A 20830-nucleotide genomic window follows, 5' to 3' on the forward strand; every position below is an offset into this window, starting at 1 on the left:
CGCCGCGGCCCTCAGGCCGTTCTGCTCCGCTAGCGTCGGGCGTCGCGGCGATTTCACTGGCGCGGCGGCGGAGACGCCTCCACCGTCGCGCCCATGAAACGCTTGAGTCTTCTGGCCGCCGCCGCCGTTCTTGCCTTCGCCGCGCCGGCGCTCGCCGAAAGTCCGTTCTGGCCGGTGCAGCCCAAGGGCGCGCCCGTGGCGGCCGAGCTGCGCGGCGCCTGGAAATCGCGCGGCTACGGCTGGATCGTGCTGTTCGGTCCCGACGGCGCCCAACTGTTCCAGCGCGCTGGCGAGGCCTGCTATCCGGATCCGCGCCGGGAGCCCGATCCCGACGGGGTCTTGTCCCTCTGGCGCGCCGAGGGGCAGGGGACGATCACCCTGACCGGCAGTCAGGACGGCACGCGCTACCTGTTCGACAAGCTGCCCAACCTGCCAACGCCCTGCATCGCGGCGGCGGCCTGGACGCCGGACCGCATCGTCGCCTTCGCCGCCGACACCTTCGCCGCCTACTACCCGCGTTCGGCCGAGCGCAGGCTGGACTGGCCGGCGCGCAAGGCCGCCGCCCTGGACCAGGTCGGTCCCAGCGCCACCGACGCCCAGCTGTGGACGGCGCTCTCGGGCCTGATGGCCGGCCTCGAACGACCCGCATGTCGAGCTGCACGGCATGGTCGCCGGTTCCCGGCGCGACCTGGAGCCCGGCGAGTCTCCGACCCTGAACCGTGTCCACGCCGCCGATCCGCAGGGCGACGAGAAGGCGTGGCTGAGGCCTATCGCGAGGGGATCCTGACGGGGATCCTGCAAGGGCGCGGGCGACAGGCGGCCAACAACCGCGTCTTCTGGGGCCGGGTCGACGACATCGGCTATATGAACATTGTCACCATGGGCGCGTTCGCCCGCAACGCCGCGCCGGACGATCCCCGGCCTTTGGATCCCGTGCTCGACGAGGCCATGGCCGCTTTCGCCGGGGCCAAGGCGGTCATCGTCGACGTCAGCAACAACCGCGGCGGCTACGACACCATCGGCCAGCGGATCGCCGCCCGCTTTGCCGCCCAACCGCGCGCGGCCTACGCCAAGGTCCCGGTCGGGGCCAAGGCGCCGCCGCAGCCGGTCAAGGTCGAGCCCGCCAGCGCGGCCGGCTTCACCGGGCCGGTCTATCTGGTCACCAGCGACATCACTGTCAGCGCCGGCGAGACGTTCACCCTGATGATGAAGGCCCTGCCCAATGTCACCCAGGTGGGCGGGGCGACCCGCGGCGCGTTCTCCGACCAGCTGCCCAAGCCGCTACCGAACGGCTGGACGATGGCGCTGCCGGCCGAGCTCTACAAGGGACCCGAAGGCCAGGACCTGGAGGGCAGGGGGCTCGTTCCCGACGTGCCGATGGCGATCTTTCCGGACTCGGATCTTTCCGGCGGCCACGCCAAGGCGATCGCCGGCCTGATCACGAAAATTCGCGACGGGAGTGTCGGAACGGGAAGCCGCTGAGCGTCCTTGTCCCGTCAACGACGACCAAGGGAGAACGTCATGGCCTATGTCGATGGTTTCGTGCTCGCCGTGCCCAAGGACAAGCTGGACGATTACAAGGCCATGGCCCGGCTCGGGGCCGAGGTCTGGATGGAGCATGGCGCGCTGTCGTATGTCGAGTGCATCGGCGACGACGTGCCCTATGGCGAGCTGACCTCGTTCCCGCGCGCCGTCCAGGCCAAGGAAGACGAGATCGTGATCTTCTCGTGGATCACCTACAAGGATCGCGCCAGTCGAGATGAGATCAACGCCAAGGTCATGTCCGACGAGCGCCTGAAGGCGGGCATGGCCAACATGCCGTTCGACGGCAAGCGAATGATCTATGGCGGCTTCGAGAGTTTCCTGGAAAGGTAACTCGTTAGGATTGTGCTCTCGCGCGGAGACGCCGCCAGGCGACGCTTCGAATCCGCGCGAGGAGAACACCTGCGACCGGGTGGCGCGGTTTATTGCCAAGCTGCAACATCGTTTCGATGTGCAACACGTGGCTGTCGAAAATGTGACGATATTTCAATGGGTGAACGCTCTTTGAGCGTCGAAAGACACACGAGTGTGCGCTTTATAGCGCATTGCTTTTTCTTAACGCCGGGGGGCGTTGCGGAGGGGGCGCACCCCCGTAAGGAGCGACAACCCAGCGTTGGCGCGGCCGAGCGTCGACGTTCCTGTCACTCGTGTTTTCTTCGGGCCTGATGACCCTTTCGACCATCCTGCTGTATGGACTGGCCTCGGCCGCGTTCGACCCCGCGACCGCGGCCTCGTCCGCGCTGGCGCCCCCCGTCTCGTCGCCGGCCGAGGCGGTCGCCGACACCGACCCGAAGAAGCCGCAGGTCAAGGATGACGGCCCCAACGAGGTCGAGGGTCTGGTCGTCCAGGCCGACCCGCGCGGCAAGGTCGAGGGCAATATCGAGCCCGAACTCGAGCTGAACGAGGAAGAGATCAAGAGCTTCGGCGCCACCAGCATCGGCGAACTGCTCACCATGCTGACGCCCCAGACCACCAGCACGCGCGGCCGCGACAGCGGCGGACCGGTGCTGCTGATCAATGGCCGTCGTATCTCGGGCTTCCAGGAGATCCAGGGCATCCCGCCCGAGGCCATCGAGAGATTCCAGATACTTCCGGAGGAGGTGGCGCTGAGCTACGGCTACAAGGCCGACCAGCGGGTCGTGAACATCATCCTCAAGAAGAACTACAACGCGCTGCAGTGCAGGCGGCGGCGACGGTCGCCACCGACGGCGGCCGGGTTTCAGGCGGCGGTGGCGGCAACCGCGTGAACATCAACGGCGATAAGCGCTGGAACGTCGACGTCCAGCTATCGCATGACCCCTATCTGCTGGAAACTGACCGCAACATCGTCCGCTCGCCGAACGGCCAGCCGTTCGATCTGGTCGGCAATGTCGCCAGCCTGAACGGCGCGGCCCTCGACCCGACGATTCCCGCCAGCTTCGCGGGCGTGCCGGACTCGGCCGTGAACGGCCGCGCGCCGCTGGCCGACTTCGGTCCGCTGGCCGGCCGCTACAATACCGGCGACCTGACGGCCAGCCGCTCCCTGATCTCCAAGTCCGACAAGGGCACCTTCCGGGGCTCGATCAGCCGCGACCTCAACAAGCAGACCCAGCTGACCCTCAGCGGCAATCTGGAAGACACGAGCAGCCACGCCCTGCTGGGTTTGCCGGGCGTGAGCTTCGCCCTGCCGGCCGGAAGCCCGTTCTCGCCGTTCTCGCAGGCCGTGACCGGCTATCGCTACATCGACGCGCCGGGCGCCCTGTCGCGCGACGTGGACACCCTGCGCACCCAGGTCAGCATGGCCGCCAACGGCCGGGTCAAGGACTGGCGCTGGAACGTCACCGGCGACTTCGACCGCACCAAGACCGACACCGAGACCGGTCGCGGTCTAGACGCCCTCGGCGTTTCAGGCGGCGGTGGCGGCGGGCGATCCGACCGTCAATCCGTTCGGCGTGATCGCGTCCAGCCTCTACAAGGCCGTCGCTCCGGACACGGCCCATTCGATCTCGACCGCGGCCAGCGCCGAACTGGTGTTGAACGGCAACCTCTTCATGCTGCCGGCCGGCGGCCTGCAGACGACGTTCAAGGTCGGGGCCAACAGCAAGGGCCTGAACTCGGAGACGGTCCGTTCGGGCGTCACCACCAAGCGCGATATCACCCGCACAACGGAGAGCTTCCAGAGCAGCTTCAACCTGCCGATCACCAGCACGCGCAACAACGTTCTGGCCAAGCTGGGCGACCTCTCGGCCAACTTCAACGCCGGCTATGACAACCTGTCGGACCTGGGCGGGCTGACCACCCTCGGGGGCGGCTTCAACTGGTCGCCGATCAAGCCGATCAGCTTCATCGCCAGCTACACCGACGAAGAGGGCGCGCCCACGACCAACCAGATCAACGACCCTCTGGTGGTGACGCCGAACGTCTCGGTGTTCGACTTCACGACCGGCCAGACCGTGATCATCAGCCGTACCGACGGCGGCAACGCCAACCTGCTGAACGACAATCGCCGGGTGAGCAAGTTCGGCGTCAACTACAAGCCGTTCACCAGCATCGAGCTGACCTTCAACGCCACCTACACCCGGGCCGAGACCAAGAACGTGATCGCGTCTTTCCCCGCGATCACGCCGGACCTGGAGCGCGCCTTCCCGGATCGTTTCGTGCGCGACGCCTCGGGCCGCCTGTTGTCGATCGACGCCCGGCCGGTGAACTTCGCCAGCGCGCAGAACGAGAACATCCGCTGGGGCTTCAACCTGTTCAAGGCGATCGGCAAGCCGACGCCGGGCGCGGCTGGCGGTCCCGGAGGGCGCTTCGGCGGCCCGGGCGGCGGCCCGCCCGGCGGCGGCATGATGCGCATGGGCGGCGGCGGTCCTGGCGGTCCGCCGGGCGGCGGCGGCGGTCCCGGCGGCGGCATGATGGGCCCGCCCCCAGGCATGATGCGTCCCGGCCAGGGCCTGTTCCAGCTGTCGGTCTATCACACGTGGCGCCTCAGCGACGAGATCACCGTCCGCAAGGGGATGCCCGTTCTGGACCAGCTGGACGGCGCGGCGATCAGCGCCCGCAACGGCCAGGCGCGCCACGAGGTCTCGATCCAGGGCGGCTATTTCAAGGATGGTCTGGGCTTCCGCTTCAACGGCGCCTGGAAGGCCTCGACCTGGGTCGACGGCGGCTCGACCGGCGGCCAGACCCTGTACTTCTCGGACCTGGCGACGCTGGGCGTGAACCTGTTCGCCAATTTCGGCGCGCCCGCGCGCAAGCCGATGGTCGACAAGTTCCCGATCCTGAAAGGGGCCCAGGTGTCGCTGAACTTCGAGAACCTGTTCGAACTCCAAGCAGTCGGTGCATGACCAGAGCGGCGCAACGCCCCAGGCCTACCAGCGCGACTATCTGGACCCGTTGGGCCGGACGGTGCGCCTGGGCTTCCGCAAGCTGTTCTAGGGTTTGTTTTGACGTATTTTCTGACGACGGACCGGTATCCATTTCATCGGAAAATGCTCTAGCGCCTACGGCTTGGGCGGGGCGGCGTCGCCGTCCTTGGCCTTGTCGCCGGTGACCAGGCCGATGTCGGCCTGAGCGCCGCCGCCGCGCTGCTTTTTGATGTACTCCAACTCGGCCTTGGCGCCGGCGTGGTTGGGCTCCAGCTTCAGCGCCGCCTCGTAAGCGGCCTGGGCCTCGTCCAGGCGCTTCAGTTCGATCAGGGCGAAGCCCTTGCCGCGCAGCACGCGCGCCTCGCCGCCAGGCTCAAGCAGCTTGGTGATGAAATCGATCTTCTCGGCGCGCTCGTAGAGGTCGAGGGCGTCCGAGAAGCGCTTGAGTACGACCAGGGCGCCGCCCTTTTCGGTGATCAGCGCCAGATTGTCGGGCTGCAGGGCCAGGCCCTTGTCCAGATAGGCGATGGCCCCACGCGGGTCGCGCTGTTCGTTGGCGATCGAGCCCAGCAGCAGGGCGGCCATCGGATAGGTGTTGAGGCTGGTGGCGACCGTCCCGGCCTTGCCCTCCCTGCTGTTGAGCGTGCTGACCAGGATCGCGCCGCTCATGGCCGCCGTGCGGGACTGGGCGCGGATGACGGTCAGGTCGTCCCTGCGCTCGATTTGCGGATAGCTGGCCGGGGCGTGGCTGAGAACGGTCGTCAGGTCCTTTTCGAACGCCTTGGCGGCCTGCAGCGAGCCGGATTGGTAGGCCTTCTTCAGGACCTCCTGGTCCTGGGCTTCCTGTTCGGAAACCTTCAACTGGGTGATCGTCTGGCTAGCGGCCAGGACCGGCATGGGCGCGATCGCCAGAGCGACGACGGAGAAGGCGGCGATCCAGCGCATGAGCACTCCTTAGGTATCGAGACTTCTAAGCTACGTCTGTAATAAATCAACCTAGGCATTAGTCGATTGGTCGCATCGCGGCTCAACGCGTCATTAAACTCTCAAGCGCACGCTTCCTGCTAGAACCGCCGCTCTCGGCGGATCGGAGGCCGTCATGGCGACCATGACTTCCAGCACGCGCCGCACAGGCGACCACTTCGAGCCCACCGACACCGATCCCCAGGTCCAGCGCCGCCTGCGCGGCTATCTGGAGCAGATCGACTATACGGCCTACGCTTCGAACAAGGCGGTGCTTGGCGCGATCGTGCCGAAAGCCGAAGCCGGCCGCTTCCAGCGCCTGGCCGTGGCCACCGCGACTGCCCGCGCCAAGTGGGTGGCCGAGGCCGCGGCGATGACCGACGCTAGCGCATCGCTCTCAGAAGCCCAGGTCGCGCGCCTGGCTCACCTGCGTTCGGCCTATGAGGAACTGGCGGCGGTCTACGAGGCCACTCGGCGTCTGGTCGAGCGGGGCTATGTGGCCTACCGCGCTGCTGACGGATAATTACCCGGGCAATATTGACTTGAAGTTTCGTCCGGGTAAAAGGCGCGTCAGACGGTAGCCTCTGGAGGAGCTTGGCATGTCCGACCGCAAGGCGCTGCTGCGCGAGTATAAGGAACGCAAGGTCGAGGCCGGGATCTACGCCGTGCGTTGCGTCCCGACGGGTGCGGTGTGGATCGGCGCGGCGCCGGACCTCTCCAATCGCCAGAACGGTGTCTGGTTCTCGCTGCGCCTCGGCTCCCATCGCGAGAAGAGCTTGCAGGCGGCCTGGAACAGCCATGGCGCGGACGCCTTCGTGTTCGAGGCCGTCGAGGCGGTCGATGTCGCGGACCTTGACGGCGCCATGCGCGCCTCGAAGCTCAAGGATCGTCGCGCCCACTGGATCGCGACGCTGAACGCCACGGGGCTGAACTGATGGACGAGGTGTTTGTCGTTTTCCACGGGCCGACGCGCGTGGCGGTCGGCTCGCGCCTCGACGCGGCCCTGGCGGCCCAGAGGCTGGTCGGCGAGGCGGGGGTGCTGATCTTCGATCCCGCGGGTCGCTCGGTGGACTTTGATCTCAGCGGCGGGCCGGACGTCCTGGCCGCGCGTCTCGCGCCGCCCGCGGAGACGCCGCGCGGTAGAGGCCGGCCTAAGCTTGGCGTGGTGGCGCGGGAGGTGACCTTGCTGCCCCGCCACTGGGACTGGCTGGCCACGCAGCCCGGCGGCGCGTCGGTGGCCCTGCGCAAGCTGGTGGAGGCCGCCCGCCGGGCCAGCGAAGGTCCGGACCGCGTCCGCGCCGCCCGCGAGGCGGCCTATCGCTTCGCCTCGGCGATCGGCGGCGACCTGCCGGCGTTCGAGGAGGCCATGCGGGCCCTGTTCGCTGGCGATGACGCGGCTTTCGAGGCCCGGATCCAGGCCTGGCCGGGGGACATCGCCGCCCAGCTGCGGACCTATGCGGCGGAGGCGTTCGGGGAGGCTTAACCGCCGGACTTCGCAACGACCTCGTCCAGCACGGCCTTGTAGGCTGTGTCGAACGGAGCCTTGTCGCTGTCGGGCTTGGCGGGCCACAGCGGCCGCAGGGCGGCCGTGCGGGCGGCGGCGTTGCTCAGCCAGGCGGGATCGGCCTTGGCCAGCCTGGTCAGGCGCGCCTCGATCTCGGCCTTGGGCCGACCGTCATAGGCCAGCAGCGAGCGAAGCGCCCACAGCGCCTGCTCGTCCGGATTGGGTTTGGCCGCGCCAGGCTTGCGATGGGCGGTCCAGCGTACGGCGTCCAGGATCTGGGCGCGATAGAGCGGGTCGTTCCAGGTGCTGGGCGTATGACCCAGGCTGGTGTGGAACAGGCGGCCCTGGCCGATCTGGCGCGTCCAGGTGACCGGCACGAACCATGGGCGCTTGAGGGGCATGTCGGTGAAGTCGAGAGCCTGCAGCGCGCGGACCTTGGCCGGATCATAGTCCGAGTACTGATAGATCTCCTCGGCATAGGTGAAGCGGGCGGGCCAGGCGGTGTTGACGGGATCCTTGCCGCCCCCCGCTTTCTGACCGAGCGCCTGGACGGTGATCGGCGTGCCCTGGGTCCAGGGATGGCCGGCGAACTTGCCGTTGATGAAGGCGGTGTAGGTCTGTCCGGGGCCGCTATAGTCCCAATGGGTGTCGGTGGCGCTATGCAGGCCCACGAAGCCGCCCTTGCCGCTCTCGACCCACCGCTGCACGGCGGCCCAGTTCTCGGCCGAAATCGGCAGTTCGCCGGTCGTGTAGAAGATCAGGACGTCGACGTCCTTGAGCTTCTGGGGTGTGATCACGCGGGCGTTCTGCGTGGACTCCACGGTGAAGGCGCCGGTCCTGGCCGCGATTTCGGCCAGGGCGATCTCGGACGGAGTCGGGCCGTTGCTGTTGGCGGGACGCGAGACGGGCTTGTGCACGAAACCGACGGACTGATCGAGATAGAGCACCCGGATCTTCGCGGGCGCGGCCTGGGCGACCGGACCAGAAAGCGCGGCGACCGCCGCGAATAAAGGCAGCAATCGGCGCATCATCATCTCAGCCCTTGGGTTGCATCAGGTCCCAGCGATTGCCGGAAAGGTCCTCGAACACCGCCACCGTGCCGTAGGCCTCGTGGCGTGGTTCTTCCAGGAAGGTGACGCCGGCGGCGCTCATGCGGGCGTGGTCGCCGGCGAAGTCGTCCGTGTGCAGAAAGAGCCAGACCCGCCCGCCGCCCTGGCGGCCGATCGCTTCGGCCTGATCGCCGGTGGCGCGGGCCAGCAGAAAGTTCGTGCCCTCGCTCCCAGGCGACACCACGACCCAGCGCTTGCCGTGGCCCATGTCGGTGTCTTCCACCAGGGTGAAGCCGAGCTTGCCGACATAGAAGGCGATGGCCTCGTCGTAGTCGGCGACCAGCAGGGAGACGAGGGCGACGCGGCGGGCCATGGCGGGACTCGAGCTTGAAGGACGCGCGAGCCTAGCCGTTCCCGCCGGGAAGGAAAGTGGTCAGGCCATTAGCCTCCGGCATAGCCGCCAATGATCGGCAGGATCTCGCCGGTGATGAAGCTGGCCGTCTGGGGCGAGGCCAGGAACACATAGGCCGGCGCGATCTCCTCCGGCTGGGCCGCCCGCTTCATCGGGGTCTTGGCGCCGAACTGGGCGACGTCGGGGCCCAGCTTGTCGGCCGGGTTCAGCGGGGTCCAGACGGGGCCGGGCGCGACGGCGTTCACCCGGATGCCCCTGTCGATCAGGTGCGTGGCCAGCGAGCGGGTGAAGGCGTGGATGCCGCCCTTGGTCATCGAGTAGTCCAGCAGGTCCTTGTTGCCCAGAAGGCCGGTCACCGAGCCGGTGTTGATGATCGCGCCGCCGTTGGGCAGGTGCTTCACCGCCGCCTTGGCCATGTGGAAATAGCCATAGAGGTTGGTCTTCAAGGTGCGGTCGAAGTGCGCCTCGGTCAGGTCCTCGAAGTCGAGCACGTGTTCCTGGAAAGCGGCGTTGTTGACCAGGATGTCGAGCCGGCCGAACTCGGCCACCGTCCTTTCCACGGCCGCCTTGGCGTAGGCCGGGTCGGCGACGTCGCCCGGCAGCAGGATGGCCCGCCGGCCCTCCTGCTCGACGGCCATGCGGGTCAGGTTGGCGTCGTCGTCCTCGTTGAGATAGCCGATGGCGACATCCGCGCCCTCGCGGGCGAAGAGTACGGCCACGGCCCGGCCAATGCCGCTGTCGGCGCCGGTGATCAGGGCCACCTTGCCCTCCAGCTTGCCCGAGCCCTTGTAGAATGGGGCGTCGTACATCGGGGCCAGGTTCAGCGCGGCCTCGTCGCCAGGCTTGGCCTGATGCTGTTCGGGATAGGGCGGAGCGGGGTAGGGGCGGGGCGCCCGCCTGCATGGCATGGCTGCGTTCGGCGTCCTTGGCCTCGTCCTTGGACTGGAAGGAGCGTTCCTCCTTGGCGTCCAGCGGGGCCTGGATCTCGCGATAGGCCTTGGCGACCTGATCGCTGGTGTGCTCGAACTCGGGGGTCTGGGTGTCGGCCATGGCGCGCTCCTTTCGGGGACTGAGCCCGAAGAACCGTTGGCCGCTCGCGATGTTCCAAGCCTCGCCGAAAGCGGGTTGCCCACAAATCGGGCATGAGCCACTTTGCGCGCCCTTCTTCGACCACCGCCTTCCAGATTTCGGGGTGAAGACCATGCCGCGCGACGCGGCCGGAGCGGCGCTTCCCTCGGGGCGGCCGCGCGGCCCGATCCTGACCGACCTCCTCGAACTGCTCCGTCTGGCGGGGCCGGTCGTGCTGTCGCGCCTGGGCATCATGGTCATGGGCCTGACCGACGCCATCGTCGTCGGCCACTTCTCGGCCCGGCAACTGGGCTTCCACGCCATGGCCTGGGCCCCGACCTCGGTGTTCGTGACCGCCACGGTCGGCCTGCTGGTCGGGGTGCAGGTGATGACCGCCCGCGCGATCGGCGCCGGCAAGCCGCATGAGACCGGCGCGGTGCTGCGGCGAGGCCTCAGCTACGGCGCCTGGCTGGGCGTCGGCTCGGCGGCGCTGCTGGCCCTGTTCGGGCCTTTGTTCCTGCACGCCATGGGCCTGAAGGACGGCCTGGCCGACGGGGCGACCGCGCCGCTGATCGTCTTCTCGCTGTCGCTGCCGGTCTATGCGATCTCGGTGGTGCTGACCTTCTGGCTGGAGGGCCTGGCGCGGCCGGCTCCGGGGGCGGTGATGATGTGGTTGGCCAATGTCGTGAACCTGGCCGCCAACCTGCTGTTCGTGCCCGGGACCTTCGGCCTGCCAGCCATGGGCGCGGTCGGCGGCGCCTGGTCGACCTTCGTGGCTCGCACCGCCCTGGCGATCGCCCTGGCGATCTACGTCCTGCGCATGAAGGACTCCCGCGAACTGGGCGTCTTCGACAAGCCGGCCCACAACAAGGCCGCCGAGATCGAGCAGCGCAAGATTGGCTACGGCGCCGGGGCGTCCAATTTCTTCGAGGTCTCGGCCTTCGCGGGCATGAACCTGATCTGCGGCTGGATCGGCAGCCTTGCCGTCGCCGCATACACCGTGGTGCTGAACGTCTCGGCTATCGTCTTCATGGTCCCGCTGGGCGTGGCGACGGCCACCGCCGTACAGGTCGGCCGGGCCTATGGCGCGCGCGACCCGGAAGGCATGAAGCGGGCCGGCTGGATCGCCTTCGCTGTTATCGCGGTGATCGGGACGCTGTTTGGCCTTCTGCTCTATCCGGCCAAGCACTGGGTGGCGCTGGCCTACACCACTGACCCGGCGGCCATGACGCTGATCCTGCCGGCGATGGCGTTGGCCTGCCTGTTCTTCGCGCCCGACGCGGTGCAGGTAGTGGCCGCCCAGGCGCTGCGGGCGCGGGGCGAGGTGTGGATCCCGACTGTGACCCACCTGATCAGCTACGCGCTGGTCATGGGCCCGCTGGCCTGGTGGCTGGCGATCCCGCGCGGCATGGGCCTGAACGGGGTGCTGATCTCGATCATTATCACCAGCTTCCTGGCCGCCGGCTTCCTGCTCTTCAGGTTCAGGATGCTGGACTGGCGGGATCGGAAGCTGGCGGGCGAGGAGGCCTAAGCCCCCAGGATCCAGCCTTCTTCGGTCGAAGCCGCTTCCAGCGCGTCCTCGGAGAGGCCCTTCGGCGCGTCGAACAACGCCCCCAGCTTTCCCGCTTCGTCCAATTTGGCGAAGTGTTCGGCCAGGGTGCGCACCTGGGTCAGGTCCTTGACCTCGCCCGGCGTGGCCGTGACCTTCAGCAGCGACGGATAGACCTCGGCCGCCACCACGGCGACGCCATCGAGATCGGCCTCGGTCAGGGCCTTGAAGCCGGTTTCGAAAGGCCACACCCGTACGGCGTCGCCACGCGCGTCCTTCAGGCGGCGCACCGCCGGGATGCCCATGATCGCCTGACCGCCGACCGAACCGTTGTAGTAGAGCTTCCAGATCGAGTGAGCGCCTTTGGCGGCCTCATCGGCGTAACGGAACTCCGGCAGGTCGTCAGGCCCGTGCTCGCGCGGGCGCTTGGGCTGCAGGGTGGTCAGCGCGTCCTTGGGCGGGCAGCCCCAGAACGGGAAGGGGCCGCCGGTCAGGCGACGATTGATCTCCGAGCCGACGCCGAAGCGGTTGTTGGTGTTGTCGGCCTTGTCCTTGACCATCTTGGCCAGCTGGTCCCATACCGCGCGCCAGGGCGTTTTCGCCCGGCAGCGAGAGGGCCTTGGAAAGCCCGCGCGGGAAGCCCAGCGGGAAGTCGAAGCCCACCAGGGCCCGTTCGCCGCGCTTCTTCAGGTCGTCGAGGATGGCGGCCAGCCGCGTCTCGGCCTCGCCGCGCGTCGCGGGATTATAACTCTCGAAGGTCAGGCGGAAGCGCACGTCGCGCTTGAGCACGCCAATCCAGATGGAGTCCGCGCCCGTCGTCGGCTTGGCCGCGGCGCTCCAGTCGACGATCACATAGGCGCTGAACAGACGCGACACGGTACGCGGCTCCCCGGGAAGGACAGGAGCCGCGCTTCTACTCCGGCGCGAACCCCACGGCCAGCCCGCCGCTAAGCCCAAAAGAAAAAGAGCCTGTCCTTTCGGACAGGCTCTCGGCGTTTGAGCTGAGGATCAGGCCGCGTCGCGGATCCGGGTGGTCGGGCCGATCGGGCGGCCGTCGCGGGCGAACCAGCGGATCGGCGGCTCGCAGGCGCTGCCTAGGGCCGCGCGGACGATGGCCGGCGGGCGGCGTTCTTCCGGGGTCATGAACAGGCCGTTGGTCTTGACCTTCAGGCCGGCGATCTTGTTGGCGCCCAGCATGGTCAGCGGCACGGCCAGGACCAGGCCCAACAGGATCGGGGCGGTCGAGGTGAACAGGTCCGGGGTGAACCAGAACACGCCGCCCAGGATCAGGCCCGTGACGCTAATCCAGCCCATGGCGGCAGAGGCCTCCTTGAAGGCGACCTTGTCGGCGTCGCGGCGCTGGGTGGCCCAGCCGCCGACCTTGCCGGCCATGATTTCCACGATGGCGCGGGTCTGGGTGAACATCAGCATCGGGGCGACGAGCGCCGAGAGCAGCATCTCGACGGCCAGGCCGGCGGCGACGCGGCGCTTGCCGCCAAAGCCCTTGATCTCGGCCTTGCGGCTGAAGACCAGGATCGAGCCCATGATCTTGGGGCCGAACAGCAGCAGGAAGGTGATGATCATGGCCCAGGCGGTGGCCTGGATTTCGCGCCAGTCGATCAGGGCGTGCGCCGCGGCCTGCAGGTCGGCCATGGTGAAGGCGGCCTTCTTCAGCTCAGGCATAAGGGCGCGTGAGGTGACGCCCGCCGTCAGAGCGATGAACCACAGCGGCGACAGGGCGTAGCTCAGCACGCCGATCACCAGGTGCAGCCGGCTCATCCAGTGCAGGCCGGGCAGGGCGATCAGCGGCACGTGCTGAACATTGCCCCGGCACCAGCGGCGATCGCGCGTGGCGAAGTCCAGCAGGTTCGAGGGACTCTCCTCGTACGAGCCTTCCAGATAGGGCGCCAGGTGGACGCTCCAGCCCCCCGGCGCAGCAGGGCGCTTTCCAGGGCGTCGTGGCTCATCACCTCGCCGCCGAAGGGCTTGGGGCCATTGAGGTGCGGCAGGCCGCAGGTCTCGGCGAAGGCGCGGGTGCGGACGATGGCGTTGTGACCCCAGAAGGAGCTCTCCGACCCCGACCACCAGGCCAGGCCCGTCCAGGCGACACGGCCGTACAGGCGCGTGGCGAACTGCAAGGTGCGGGCGAAGATCGTCTGGCCGTTGATGATCATCGGCATGGTCTGGATCAGGCCGGCGCCGGGGTGACGCTCCATGGCGTCGGCCAGCCGCACCATGGCCTCGCCGGTCATCAGGCTGTCGGCGTCCAGCACCAGCATATGCTCATAGGCGCTGCCCCAGCGGCGCACCCAGTCGGCGACGTTGCCCGCCTTGCGGCCCGTGTTTTCCTTGCGGACGCGATAGAAGACGTTGCTGTGGGCCTCGCGGCGGAAGCGGGCGAAGCAGGCCTGCTCGGCCAGGGCCACCTGCGCGTCGCGGGTGTCGCTGAGCACGAAAATGTCGAAGTGGCGGCTCATGCCCGTCTCGGCGATCGAGGCGTCCATGGCGCGCAGGCGGGCGAAGACCGCGGCGGCGTCCTCGTTGTGCACCGGCATCAGGATGGCCGTGCGCGTGTGCAGCTTAGGCATCGGGGCCTCGCCGTCGATGCCGAGCGGATCCTTGGGCTTGCCCAGCAGGATCACGAAACCAGCCACGGCGGTGCAGAACCATAGCGACAGGGCCAGGAACAGCGGGGCCAGCAGGGTCAGGACCACGCCTTCCAGGCGGGTTACGCCACCGAGCGCGATGGTGTCGAAGGTGGCTTTCCAGCCGGCGAAGCCCATGGCGATCGTCGCCAGCGCCACGACCCAGCGGCGGAAGGTCATGTCGGCGACCAGGGCGGCGGCGCGGCGCGAGCCGCCTTGCCAGAAGCCCAGCGGCTGAACCGGCATGGCTAGCGGCGCCTCGGCGGGGATTTCCACCGTCTCACGGCGAACGACCTGATCGAGGGTCACGCTCGTGGAGGAGCGCACGTCGAAGAGGCTGGAGCGATCGCTCATGTCTTGGAACTCGGGCTGTTTCGGCGTGGAGAGCCGCCGACCTCTCTTAGAGTAAAACCTCGATCACAAATTCGCTACCGGAAATCACGCGAATTTCGCAGTTGCGAGAAAAAACCTCCGCGACGGTATGGAGCAGGGATGCTCGCTCATATGGGGAATTTCAATAAATAATTGAATCTGTGGACTTTAAATTTTGGAAGAGAAGCTTGGCCATTGGAAATCCGTTCGCAAGCTTAGCCGCGTAGACCATCACGTTCCCCCCTCGCGGGAGCGCCTTCGAGCGCCGATTTGATGCTGAAAGGCGCCTCGCCGCGCGGCATTTCGGATCCTGGGCTCCGGATTCTCACGCGCGATCACGGAGCCGCGAGGTCAGGCCCGCACGACCTCGTGCAGAACCTTCAGGGTCTTCAGCAGCGCCGCCGCGCCGTCCAGCGGCAGGCAGCTGGGGCCGTCGCAGAGGGCCTTGTCCGGATCGGGGTGGAATTCCAGGAACACCGCGTCGGCGCCGGCCGCCACCGCCGCCTTGGCGATGATCGGCACGCCGGAGCGGCGGCCGCCCGTCGAGGCGCCGCCCGTGCGAGGGTCCGCGCCCGGCAGCTGCACGGCGTGGGTGGCGTCGATCGAGACCGGCACGCCCAGGGCCTGCATCTCGGCGATGCCCAGCATGTCGACCACCAGGTTGTTGTAGCCGAAGGAGGCGCCGCGCTCGCACAGCACGATTTCCAGGTCCGGCGCGGCCTCGCGGGCCTTGCTGATGATGTTCTTGCAGTCCCAGGGCGCGATGAACTGCGCCTTCTTGGCGTGCATGATCCCTTGCTGGGCGGCGGTGGCCTTGGCGGCGGCGACGATCAGGTCGGTCTGGCGCACCAGGAAGGCGGGGATCTGGACCAGGTCGGCGACGGCGGCGACCGGTTCGGCCTGTTCGACCTCGTGCAGGTCGGTGGCGATCGGTACGTTCAGCTGACGCTTGACCTCGGCCAGGATCTTGAGGCCCTCGGTCAGGCCCGGACCGCGATAGCTCTTGATCGACGAGCGGTTGGCCTTGTCGAAGCTGGCCTTGAAAATATAGGGCAGGCCCAGCTCGGTCGTGACCGCCTTCAGCTCGCGGCCGACCTCCAGCGCCAGGTCCAGGTTCTCCAGGACGTTCAGGCCCGCGATCACGGCCAGCGGCTGGCCGTCGCCGATCGCGATGTTCCAGCGCTTGAGGTGGGCGACGGGCATGGGAATCTCCAAGGGCGTAGAGGCGAAGGCCGCATCTACGCCCAGGAGCGGGGTGGGAACTCGCCCAGTTTCACCAGCATCTTGCCCATGTTCTCGCCCGAGAACAGCTTGATGAAGGCGTCCGGCGCGCGTTCGACGCCCTCTTCGACGGTCTCTTTCCAGGTAATCTTCCCGGCCTTGATCCACTCGCCCATGTCCTTGGCGAACTGCGGATAGAGGTCGTAGTGGTTGGAGACGATGAAGCCCTCCAGGCGCAGGCTCTTGCCGACGGCCAGGATGATGTTGGACGGGCCTTCGGCCTTACCGGTCTCGTTGTATTGCGAAATCATCCCGCAGAGAGCGAAGCGGGCGAACGGACGGGCCGAGTTCAGCGCCGCCTCCAGGTGAACGCCGCCGACGTTCTCGAAATAGACGTCGATGCCCTTGGGCGCGGCCTTGGCCAGCTCGGCGACGACGTCGGGCGTGGCCTTGTAGTCGATGACGTGGTCGACGCCGATCGACTTCAGGAACGCGACCTTCTCCGGGCCGCCGGCCGAGCCGATAACGGTGTGGCCCTTCAGCTTGGCGATCTGGCAGACGATCGAGCCGACCGCGCCGGCGGCGGCCGAGACGAACACCACGTCGCCGTCCTTCAGCGCCGCGATCTTCAGCAGGCCGACATAGGCGGTCATGCCCGGCATCCCCGCGACGCCGAGGAAAGCCTGGGGCGGCACGCCTTGCGTGTCGATCTTGGTGATCGCGCCCATGCCGGCGGCGGCCAGCGCCTTGGGGTTGGCGTTGAACGCCTCGCGCCAGCCGAACATCGAATTGACGATATCGCCCGGCTTGAAGTCGGGATCGTTGGAGGCGACGACCTCGCCGATAGCGCCGCCCTGCAGGGCCTGGCCGATCTGGAAGGGCGGCACGTAGCTGGGACGATCGTACATGCGGCCGCGCATATAGGGGTCGACCGACATCCAGAGGTTCTTCACCTGGATCTCGCCGTCGCCCGGCGCGGCCAGCTCGACCGTGGCCAGGTCGAAGTCGGAAACCTTGGGCACGCCCACGGGACGGCTCTTCAGGCGGATTTCGCGCGAGATGGTCATGGTCGTTCCTCCCTGGCTCATGGCCAGTGTTGCTAATTCAAACGAATGTTTAGCGCGTCCTTACGGAAGGCTCCAGTGCTTCTAAGCGTCGCCGAAGCGGAGTAGACAGCGGGCCATGACTCAGACCTTGCCTCCTTCCTCTTCCCTTCGGGCGGGCGTCATCGGCGCCGGCGTGTTTGGCGGCTACCACGCCAAGAAATACGCCGAGCTGGAGGGCGTCACCCTGGTCGGCGTGTTCGACATCGACCTGTCGCGCGCCCAGGCCCTGGCCGAGCCGCTGGGCGCGAACGGCTTCGACGACATGGACGCCTTCCTGGCGGCCGTTGACGTGGTCACTGTCGCAACCCCCGCCGTCCATCACGCCGAAGCGGCGCTGAAGGCGCTGAAGGCGGGCAAGCCGGTCTATTGTGAAAAGCCCCTGGCGGTGACGCCGGAGGACGCCGACCGGATGGTCGCCGCCGCCGCCAAGGCCGGGGTCCCGCTGGCCTGCGGTCATCAGGAACGGGTGGTGTTCCAGGCCATGGGTCTGCTGGACATTCCCGAGCAGCCGCTGCGCCTGGAAGCCATGCGACGGGGCGTGCCTTCGGACCGCAATCTCGACGTCTCGGTGGTGCTGGACCTGATGATCCACGACATCGATCTCGCCCTGGTCCTGTGCGAGGCCCAGCCCATGACCGTGGACGGCGAAGGGGGGATCACCCGCTCGACCTCGCTCGATTGGGTGAAGGTCGAGGCGATGTTCGAGAACGGCTTCATCGCCGTGTTCGACAGCTCTCGCGTCGCCGAGGCGCGCGAGCGGACCATGAAGGTTGTCTATCCCTCGGGCGAGGTCGAGATCGACTTCCTCACCCGCGCCTTCCGCAACACCACGCCGTTCCCGCTGATCGAGAACTTCACCGAGACTCCGGCCGGCAAGGACCCCCTGGGCCTGTCGGTCGCCGGCTTCCTCGCGGCCGTACGCGGCGAGGCTCCGCGTCCGGTCGTGACGGGCGAGGAGGCCGCCCGGGCGCTGGACCTGGCGCTGGCGGTCGAGCAGGCTGTCGAGGGCTGACCCGCCGCTACAGGCTGACCTGCGCGCCCAGTTCCACCACGCGCCCGGGCGGCAGGTGGAAGAAGGTGGTCGGATCGGCCGCGTTGCGGGTCAGGAAGGTGAAGAGCTTGCGCTTCCAGGCGGGCAGGGCGTCGGTGCCCACCGACGGCACGATCGTGCGGCGGCTGACGAAGAACGACGTGCTCATGATGTCGAACTTCAGGCCCTGCTTGCGACACGCCGCCAGGGCCTGCGGGATGTTGGGGCTTTCCATATAGCCGTAGCGCACGGTGACCAGCGAGAAGCGGTCGTCGAGGGTCTTGGCCTCGATGCGCTGGTCGTCGGGCACGTAGGGCGTGGTCTCGTTGACCACTTTCAAGAGCACGTTGCGTTCGTGCAGCACCTTGAAGTGCTTGAGGCTGTGCATCAGGGCCGGCGGCGTCGTCTCCGGGTCCGAGGTCAGATAGACCGCCGTGCCGGGCGTCGCGGCGGCCGGGCGGCGGGCGATCATCTCGCGGAAGTCGGCGAAAGGCAGGCCGTCCTTGTTGAGCTTGGTCCGCAGACGTTCGGTGGCGCTGACGAAGATCGACATCAGCAGGCACAGGCCCGCGCCGAGGGCCAGAGGGGCCCAGCCGCCGGTCAGCACCTTCAGCAGGTTGGCGACGAAGAAGGTCAGGTCCAGGGCGAACAGCGGCACGATCAGGGCCAGGGACGCCAGCAGGCTCCACTTCCAGACGTGGCGCACGACGATGTAGGCCAGCAAGGTGGTGACCACCATCGTGCCGGTCACCGAGATGCCATAGGCGTGCGACAGGGCGCTGGACGAGCGGAACGACAGCACCACCAGGACGACGCCGACGAACAGCAGCCAGTTGATCGGCGCGACATAGATCTGGCCGGCCTCGGTGGTCGAGGTGATCTTGATGTCCATGCGCGGCAGGAGGCCCAGCTGGATCGCCTGCTGGGTCAGGGAGAACGCCCCGGTGATCACCGCCTGGCTGGCGATGACGGTGGCGACCCCGGAGAACAGCACCAGGGCCAGCCGCCACTGGTGCGGGGCCAGGAGAAAGAACCAGTCCGCGTTGGGCAGGGCGGTCCCGGCGGCCTCGGCCGCGGCCAGCGCCTTCGAGGCGAGGGCCGCCTGGCCGAAATAGTTCAGGGCCAGCATCGGCAGGGCCAGGCTGAACCACGACATCTGGATCGGGCCACGGCCGAAATGGCCCATGTCGGCGGTCAGAGCCTCGGCCCCGGTGACCGTCAGAAACACCGCCCCCATGACCAGGAAGCCGGTCAGGCCGTGATGGGCGAGGAAATAGATGGCGTAGGTCGGCGAGATCGCCGCCAGCACGCTGGGGTCGTCCTTGATGTGCCATACGCCCAGAGCGCCCAGGCACAGGAACCAGCAGACCATGATCGGACCGAAGATGCCCGCCACCTTGGCCGTGCCCTTGGCCTGGAACGCGAAGAGGGCGGTCAGGATCACCAGGCTGGTGACGATCACCTCCTGCGTGCCGAACCAGCCGGAGAAACCGCGGACCGACTTCAGGCCCTCGACCGCCGACAGCACCGAGATGGCCGGGGTGATCACGCCGTCGCCATAGAACAGCGCCGCGCCGATGGCGCCGAGGGCGAAGATCAGGCCCGTGCGGCCCTTGGCGCCCTGCTGGGCCAGCGCCATCAGCGACAGCACCCCGCCTTCGCCCTTGTTGGAGGCGCGCATGAGGAACAGGACGTACTTGACCGTCACGACCAGGATCAGCGCCCACAGCGCCAGGGACAGCACGCCCATGATCTCGGGACGGACCAGGCCGTCGCGGGCGGCCTCCTCCAGCGCGTCGCGGAAGGCGTAGAGAGGGCTGGTGCCGATGTCACCGAACACGACGCCCACGCTGCCCAGCGCCAAAGCCCAGAAACGCGACGCCGCGTGGCCGTGGTGGGAAGCTTGAGTTGTCGGGGTGGCAGAGTCGGACGCGGCGAGGGGGTCTTTACCCGCCATGCAAGCTCGAAGCTCCAAAGCGCCGGCTCACGTCCGGCGGCGGCGATTTACGCTTGTCGCCGCGTCGCAGCAATCGAAATTCGACAGATCGGCATTCCGTTCCCGTGGGCGTGATCAGTCGTCGAGATCGAAGGGCAACTCGTCCTGGTCGGCGGCGGTGTCGCGGCGGGCCTTTGAAACGGGCTTGTAGGTCGGGGCCGCGGGCGGGACGGGGGGCTCGTCGTCCGCGTCGTCCCACGGCGGATCGTCAAACATGTCGGGCTCGACAAGCGGCCTTGGCGCGGGAGCTGGAGCCGTCGGCCGCGAAACCGGCCGCGCCGGCGCGGCGCGCGGGGCGTCGTCGAACGAAGAGCGTCGAGCAAGCGGCGGCGGGGTGTCGGGCAGGGGCGGTGGCGCGCGGAAATCGTCCTCGTCGTCTTCGTCGTGATCGAAGGACACGGGCGGCTCTGGCGGCGGCGCGGTGTGGGCGGCGACTACCGGAGCGCCCTCTGGCTTCACGGGGCGCGGCGGCAGTGGCCGGCGGACGATGGCTTCGCAACGGGCCAGCCAGCGGTTGGCCTCCTGCACCAGCTCGCCCGGCGAGCGGCTTTCACGGCGCTGCTCGTCGCCGGGCGCCCAGAGCTCGAGAGCGAAGTCGGGATGGCGCGGATCGTCGAAGATCAGGCGTAGGGTGACCGACTGGGCCTGGGGCGCGACATGGTCGATGGCGCGGCGGCCTTCGCCGCGGAAGACGCGGCCCATCACCTGACCGTCGACCAGCAGCTCGGCGCCCATCAGCTCTTCCAGGCGATAGATCAGGCACCAGGCGCCTCGGTCCCAGGCCACGGCCAGCAGGTTGGTCGAGAACGAGAAGCCGGCGCCCCGGCCCCGGCCGCGCGCCACGATGAAGCCTTCCGGGTCGCTTTTCAGCACATGGCGCAGGGCCCGGCGCAGGCGCCGGTCCTCGTCGCCGTACCAGATGGCCAGGCTGCCCAGGAACGTCACCGCCGAGCCGGCGATGGCCACGAACAGCAAAAGACGCGCGAGTTCGCTCATAGTGAGCCCAGGCTATCGAGAGTCCTGATTCCC

General features: G+C 68.0%; 14 protein-coding genes and 4 pseudogenes. 8 read left to right on the forward strand and 10 right to left on the reverse strand.

The annotated features are described in order from the left end of the window. The first annotated feature begins 93 nt into the window (after positions 1 to 93). From ACHMW8_RS16175 to ACHMW8_RS16185, 3 genes and pseudogenes are all read left to right on the forward strand, one after another. Positions 94 to 1482: pseudogene (locus tag ACHMW8_RS16175) on the forward strand (S41 family peptidase). A gap of 39 nt (positions 1483 to 1521) precedes the next feature. Continuing rightward, a complete protein-coding gene (locus tag ACHMW8_RS16180; protein ID WP_395443104.1) occupies positions 1522 to 1875 on the forward strand; it encodes a DUF1428 domain-containing protein in 354 nt (117 codons plus the stop codon). A 332-nt stretch (positions 1876 to 2207) separates the two neighbouring features. Beyond that, positions 2208 to 4956 (forward strand): annotated as a pseudogene (locus tag ACHMW8_RS16185) (TonB-dependent receptor). Between the two features lie 65 nt (positions 4957 to 5021). Here the strand turns inward: ACHMW8_RS16185 and ACHMW8_RS16190 are convergent. Next, positions 5022 to 5831: a tetratricopeptide repeat protein gene (locus ACHMW8_RS16190; protein ID WP_395443105.1), complete on the reverse strand. Its 810-nt coding sequence runs from the start codon at positions 5829 to 5831 to the stop codon at positions 5022 to 5024. Between the two features lie 154 nt (positions 5832 to 5985). Between ACHMW8_RS16190 and ACHMW8_RS16195 the strand changes: the two genes are divergently transcribed. From ACHMW8_RS16195 to ACHMW8_RS16205, 3 genes are all read left to right on the forward strand, one after another. After that, entirely contained in the window at positions 5986 to 6372 is a 387-nt protein-coding gene (locus tag ACHMW8_RS16195; RefSeq protein WP_125156527.1) for a hypothetical protein, read from the forward strand. Between the two features lie 76 nt (positions 6373 to 6448). Beyond that, entirely contained in the window at positions 6449 to 6784 is a 336-nt protein-coding gene (locus ACHMW8_RS16200) for a GIY-YIG nuclease family protein (RefSeq protein WP_125156528.1), read from the forward strand. Further along, positions 6784 to 7332 carry a DUF2239 family protein gene (locus ACHMW8_RS16205; protein ID WP_125156529.1) on the forward strand — a complete coding sequence of 183 codons (549 nt, stop codon included), beginning with the start codon at positions 6784 to 6786 and terminating at the stop codon, positions 7330 to 7332. Before ACHMW8_RS16200 ends, ACHMW8_RS16205 begins: the two co-directional genes overlap by 1 nt. Here ACHMW8_RS16205 and ACHMW8_RS16210 read toward each other — a convergent pair. The 3 genes from ACHMW8_RS16210 to ACHMW8_RS16220 form a co-directional block, all read right to left on the reverse strand. Continuing rightward, complete coding sequence (locus tag ACHMW8_RS16210) at positions 7329 to 8381, reverse strand: ThuA domain-containing protein (RefSeq protein ID WP_395445994.1); 1053 nt, start codon at positions 8379 to 8381, stop codon at positions 7329 to 7331. The genes ACHMW8_RS16205 and ACHMW8_RS16210 overlap by 4 nt on opposite strands. Before the next feature lie 7 nt (positions 8382 to 8388). Then, positions 8389 to 8775: a VOC family protein gene (locus tag ACHMW8_RS16215; RefSeq protein ID WP_125156531.1), complete on the reverse strand. Its 387-nt coding sequence runs from the start codon at positions 8773 to 8775 to the stop codon at positions 8389 to 8391. Between the two features lie 68 nt (positions 8776 to 8843). After that, positions 8844 to 9722 (reverse strand): SDR family oxidoreductase, encoded by an 879-nt coding sequence (locus ACHMW8_RS16220; RefSeq protein ID WP_395443106.1) that lies wholly within the window; start codon positions 9720 to 9722, stop codon positions 8844 to 8846. A gap of 293 nt (positions 9723 to 10015) precedes the next feature. Between ACHMW8_RS16220 and ACHMW8_RS16225 the strand changes: the two genes are divergently transcribed. Beyond that, positions 10016 to 11413 carry an MATE family efflux transporter gene (locus tag ACHMW8_RS16225; RefSeq protein ID WP_395445995.1) on the forward strand — a complete coding sequence of 466 codons (1398 nt, stop codon included), beginning with the start codon at positions 10016 to 10018 and terminating at the stop codon, positions 11411 to 11413. On the opposite strand, the pseudogene ACHMW8_RS16230 reads toward ACHMW8_RS16225, so the two are convergent. The 4 genes and pseudogenes from ACHMW8_RS16230 to ACHMW8_RS16245 form a co-directional block, all read right to left on the reverse strand. Next, a pseudogene (locus tag ACHMW8_RS16230) lies at positions 11410 to 12307 on the reverse strand (cobalamin biosynthesis protein CbiG). The gene ACHMW8_RS16225 and the pseudogene ACHMW8_RS16230 overlap by 4 nt on opposite strands. A 132-nt stretch (positions 12308 to 12439) precedes the next feature. Beyond that, positions 12440 to 14430 (reverse strand): annotated as a pseudogene (gene mdoH, locus ACHMW8_RS16235) (glucans biosynthesis glucosyltransferase MdoH). A 369-nt stretch (positions 14431 to 14799) separates the two neighbouring features. Continuing rightward, the gene (gene kdsA / locus ACHMW8_RS16240; protein ID WP_395443107.1) at positions 14800 to 15651 is read right to left on the reverse strand and encodes a 3-deoxy-8-phosphooctulonate synthase; all 852 of its coding nucleotides are present in this window, start codon (positions 15649 to 15651) and stop codon (positions 14800 to 14802) included. Between the two features lie 35 nt (positions 15652 to 15686). Then, a complete protein-coding gene (locus tag ACHMW8_RS16245) occupies positions 15687 to 16736 on the reverse strand; it encodes an NADP-dependent oxidoreductase (RefSeq protein ID WP_395443108.1) in 1050 nt (349 codons plus the stop codon). 115 nt (positions 16737 to 16851) lie between these two features. Between ACHMW8_RS16245 and ACHMW8_RS16250 the strand changes: the two genes are divergently transcribed. Continuing rightward, positions 16852 to 17787: a Gfo/Idh/MocA family protein gene (locus tag ACHMW8_RS16250; protein WP_395443109.1), complete on the forward strand. Its 936-nt coding sequence runs from the start codon at positions 16852 to 16854 to the stop codon at positions 17785 to 17787. A 7-nt stretch (positions 17788 to 17794) separates the two neighbouring features. Here ACHMW8_RS16250 and ACHMW8_RS16255 read toward each other — a convergent pair whose 3' ends face one another. Together ACHMW8_RS16255 and ACHMW8_RS16260 are read right to left on the reverse strand one after the other, a co-directional pair. After that, positions 17795 to 19762 carry a potassium transporter Kup gene (locus ACHMW8_RS16255; protein ID WP_395443110.1) on the reverse strand — a complete coding sequence of 656 codons (1968 nt, stop codon included), beginning with the start codon at positions 19760 to 19762 and terminating at the stop codon, positions 17795 to 17797. Between the two features lie 114 nt (positions 19763 to 19876). Beyond that, positions 19877 to 20797, reverse strand: coding sequence for a hypothetical protein (locus ACHMW8_RS16260; RefSeq protein WP_395443111.1), 921 nt, complete (start codon positions 20795 to 20797; stop codon positions 19877 to 19879). Positions 20798 to 20830: the final 33 nt, after the last annotated feature.

Origin of the sequence: Caulobacter sp. UC70_42, from assembly GCF_044056025.1 — a bacterium.
GTDB lineage: Bacteria > Pseudomonadota > Alphaproteobacteria > Caulobacterales > Caulobacteraceae > Caulobacter.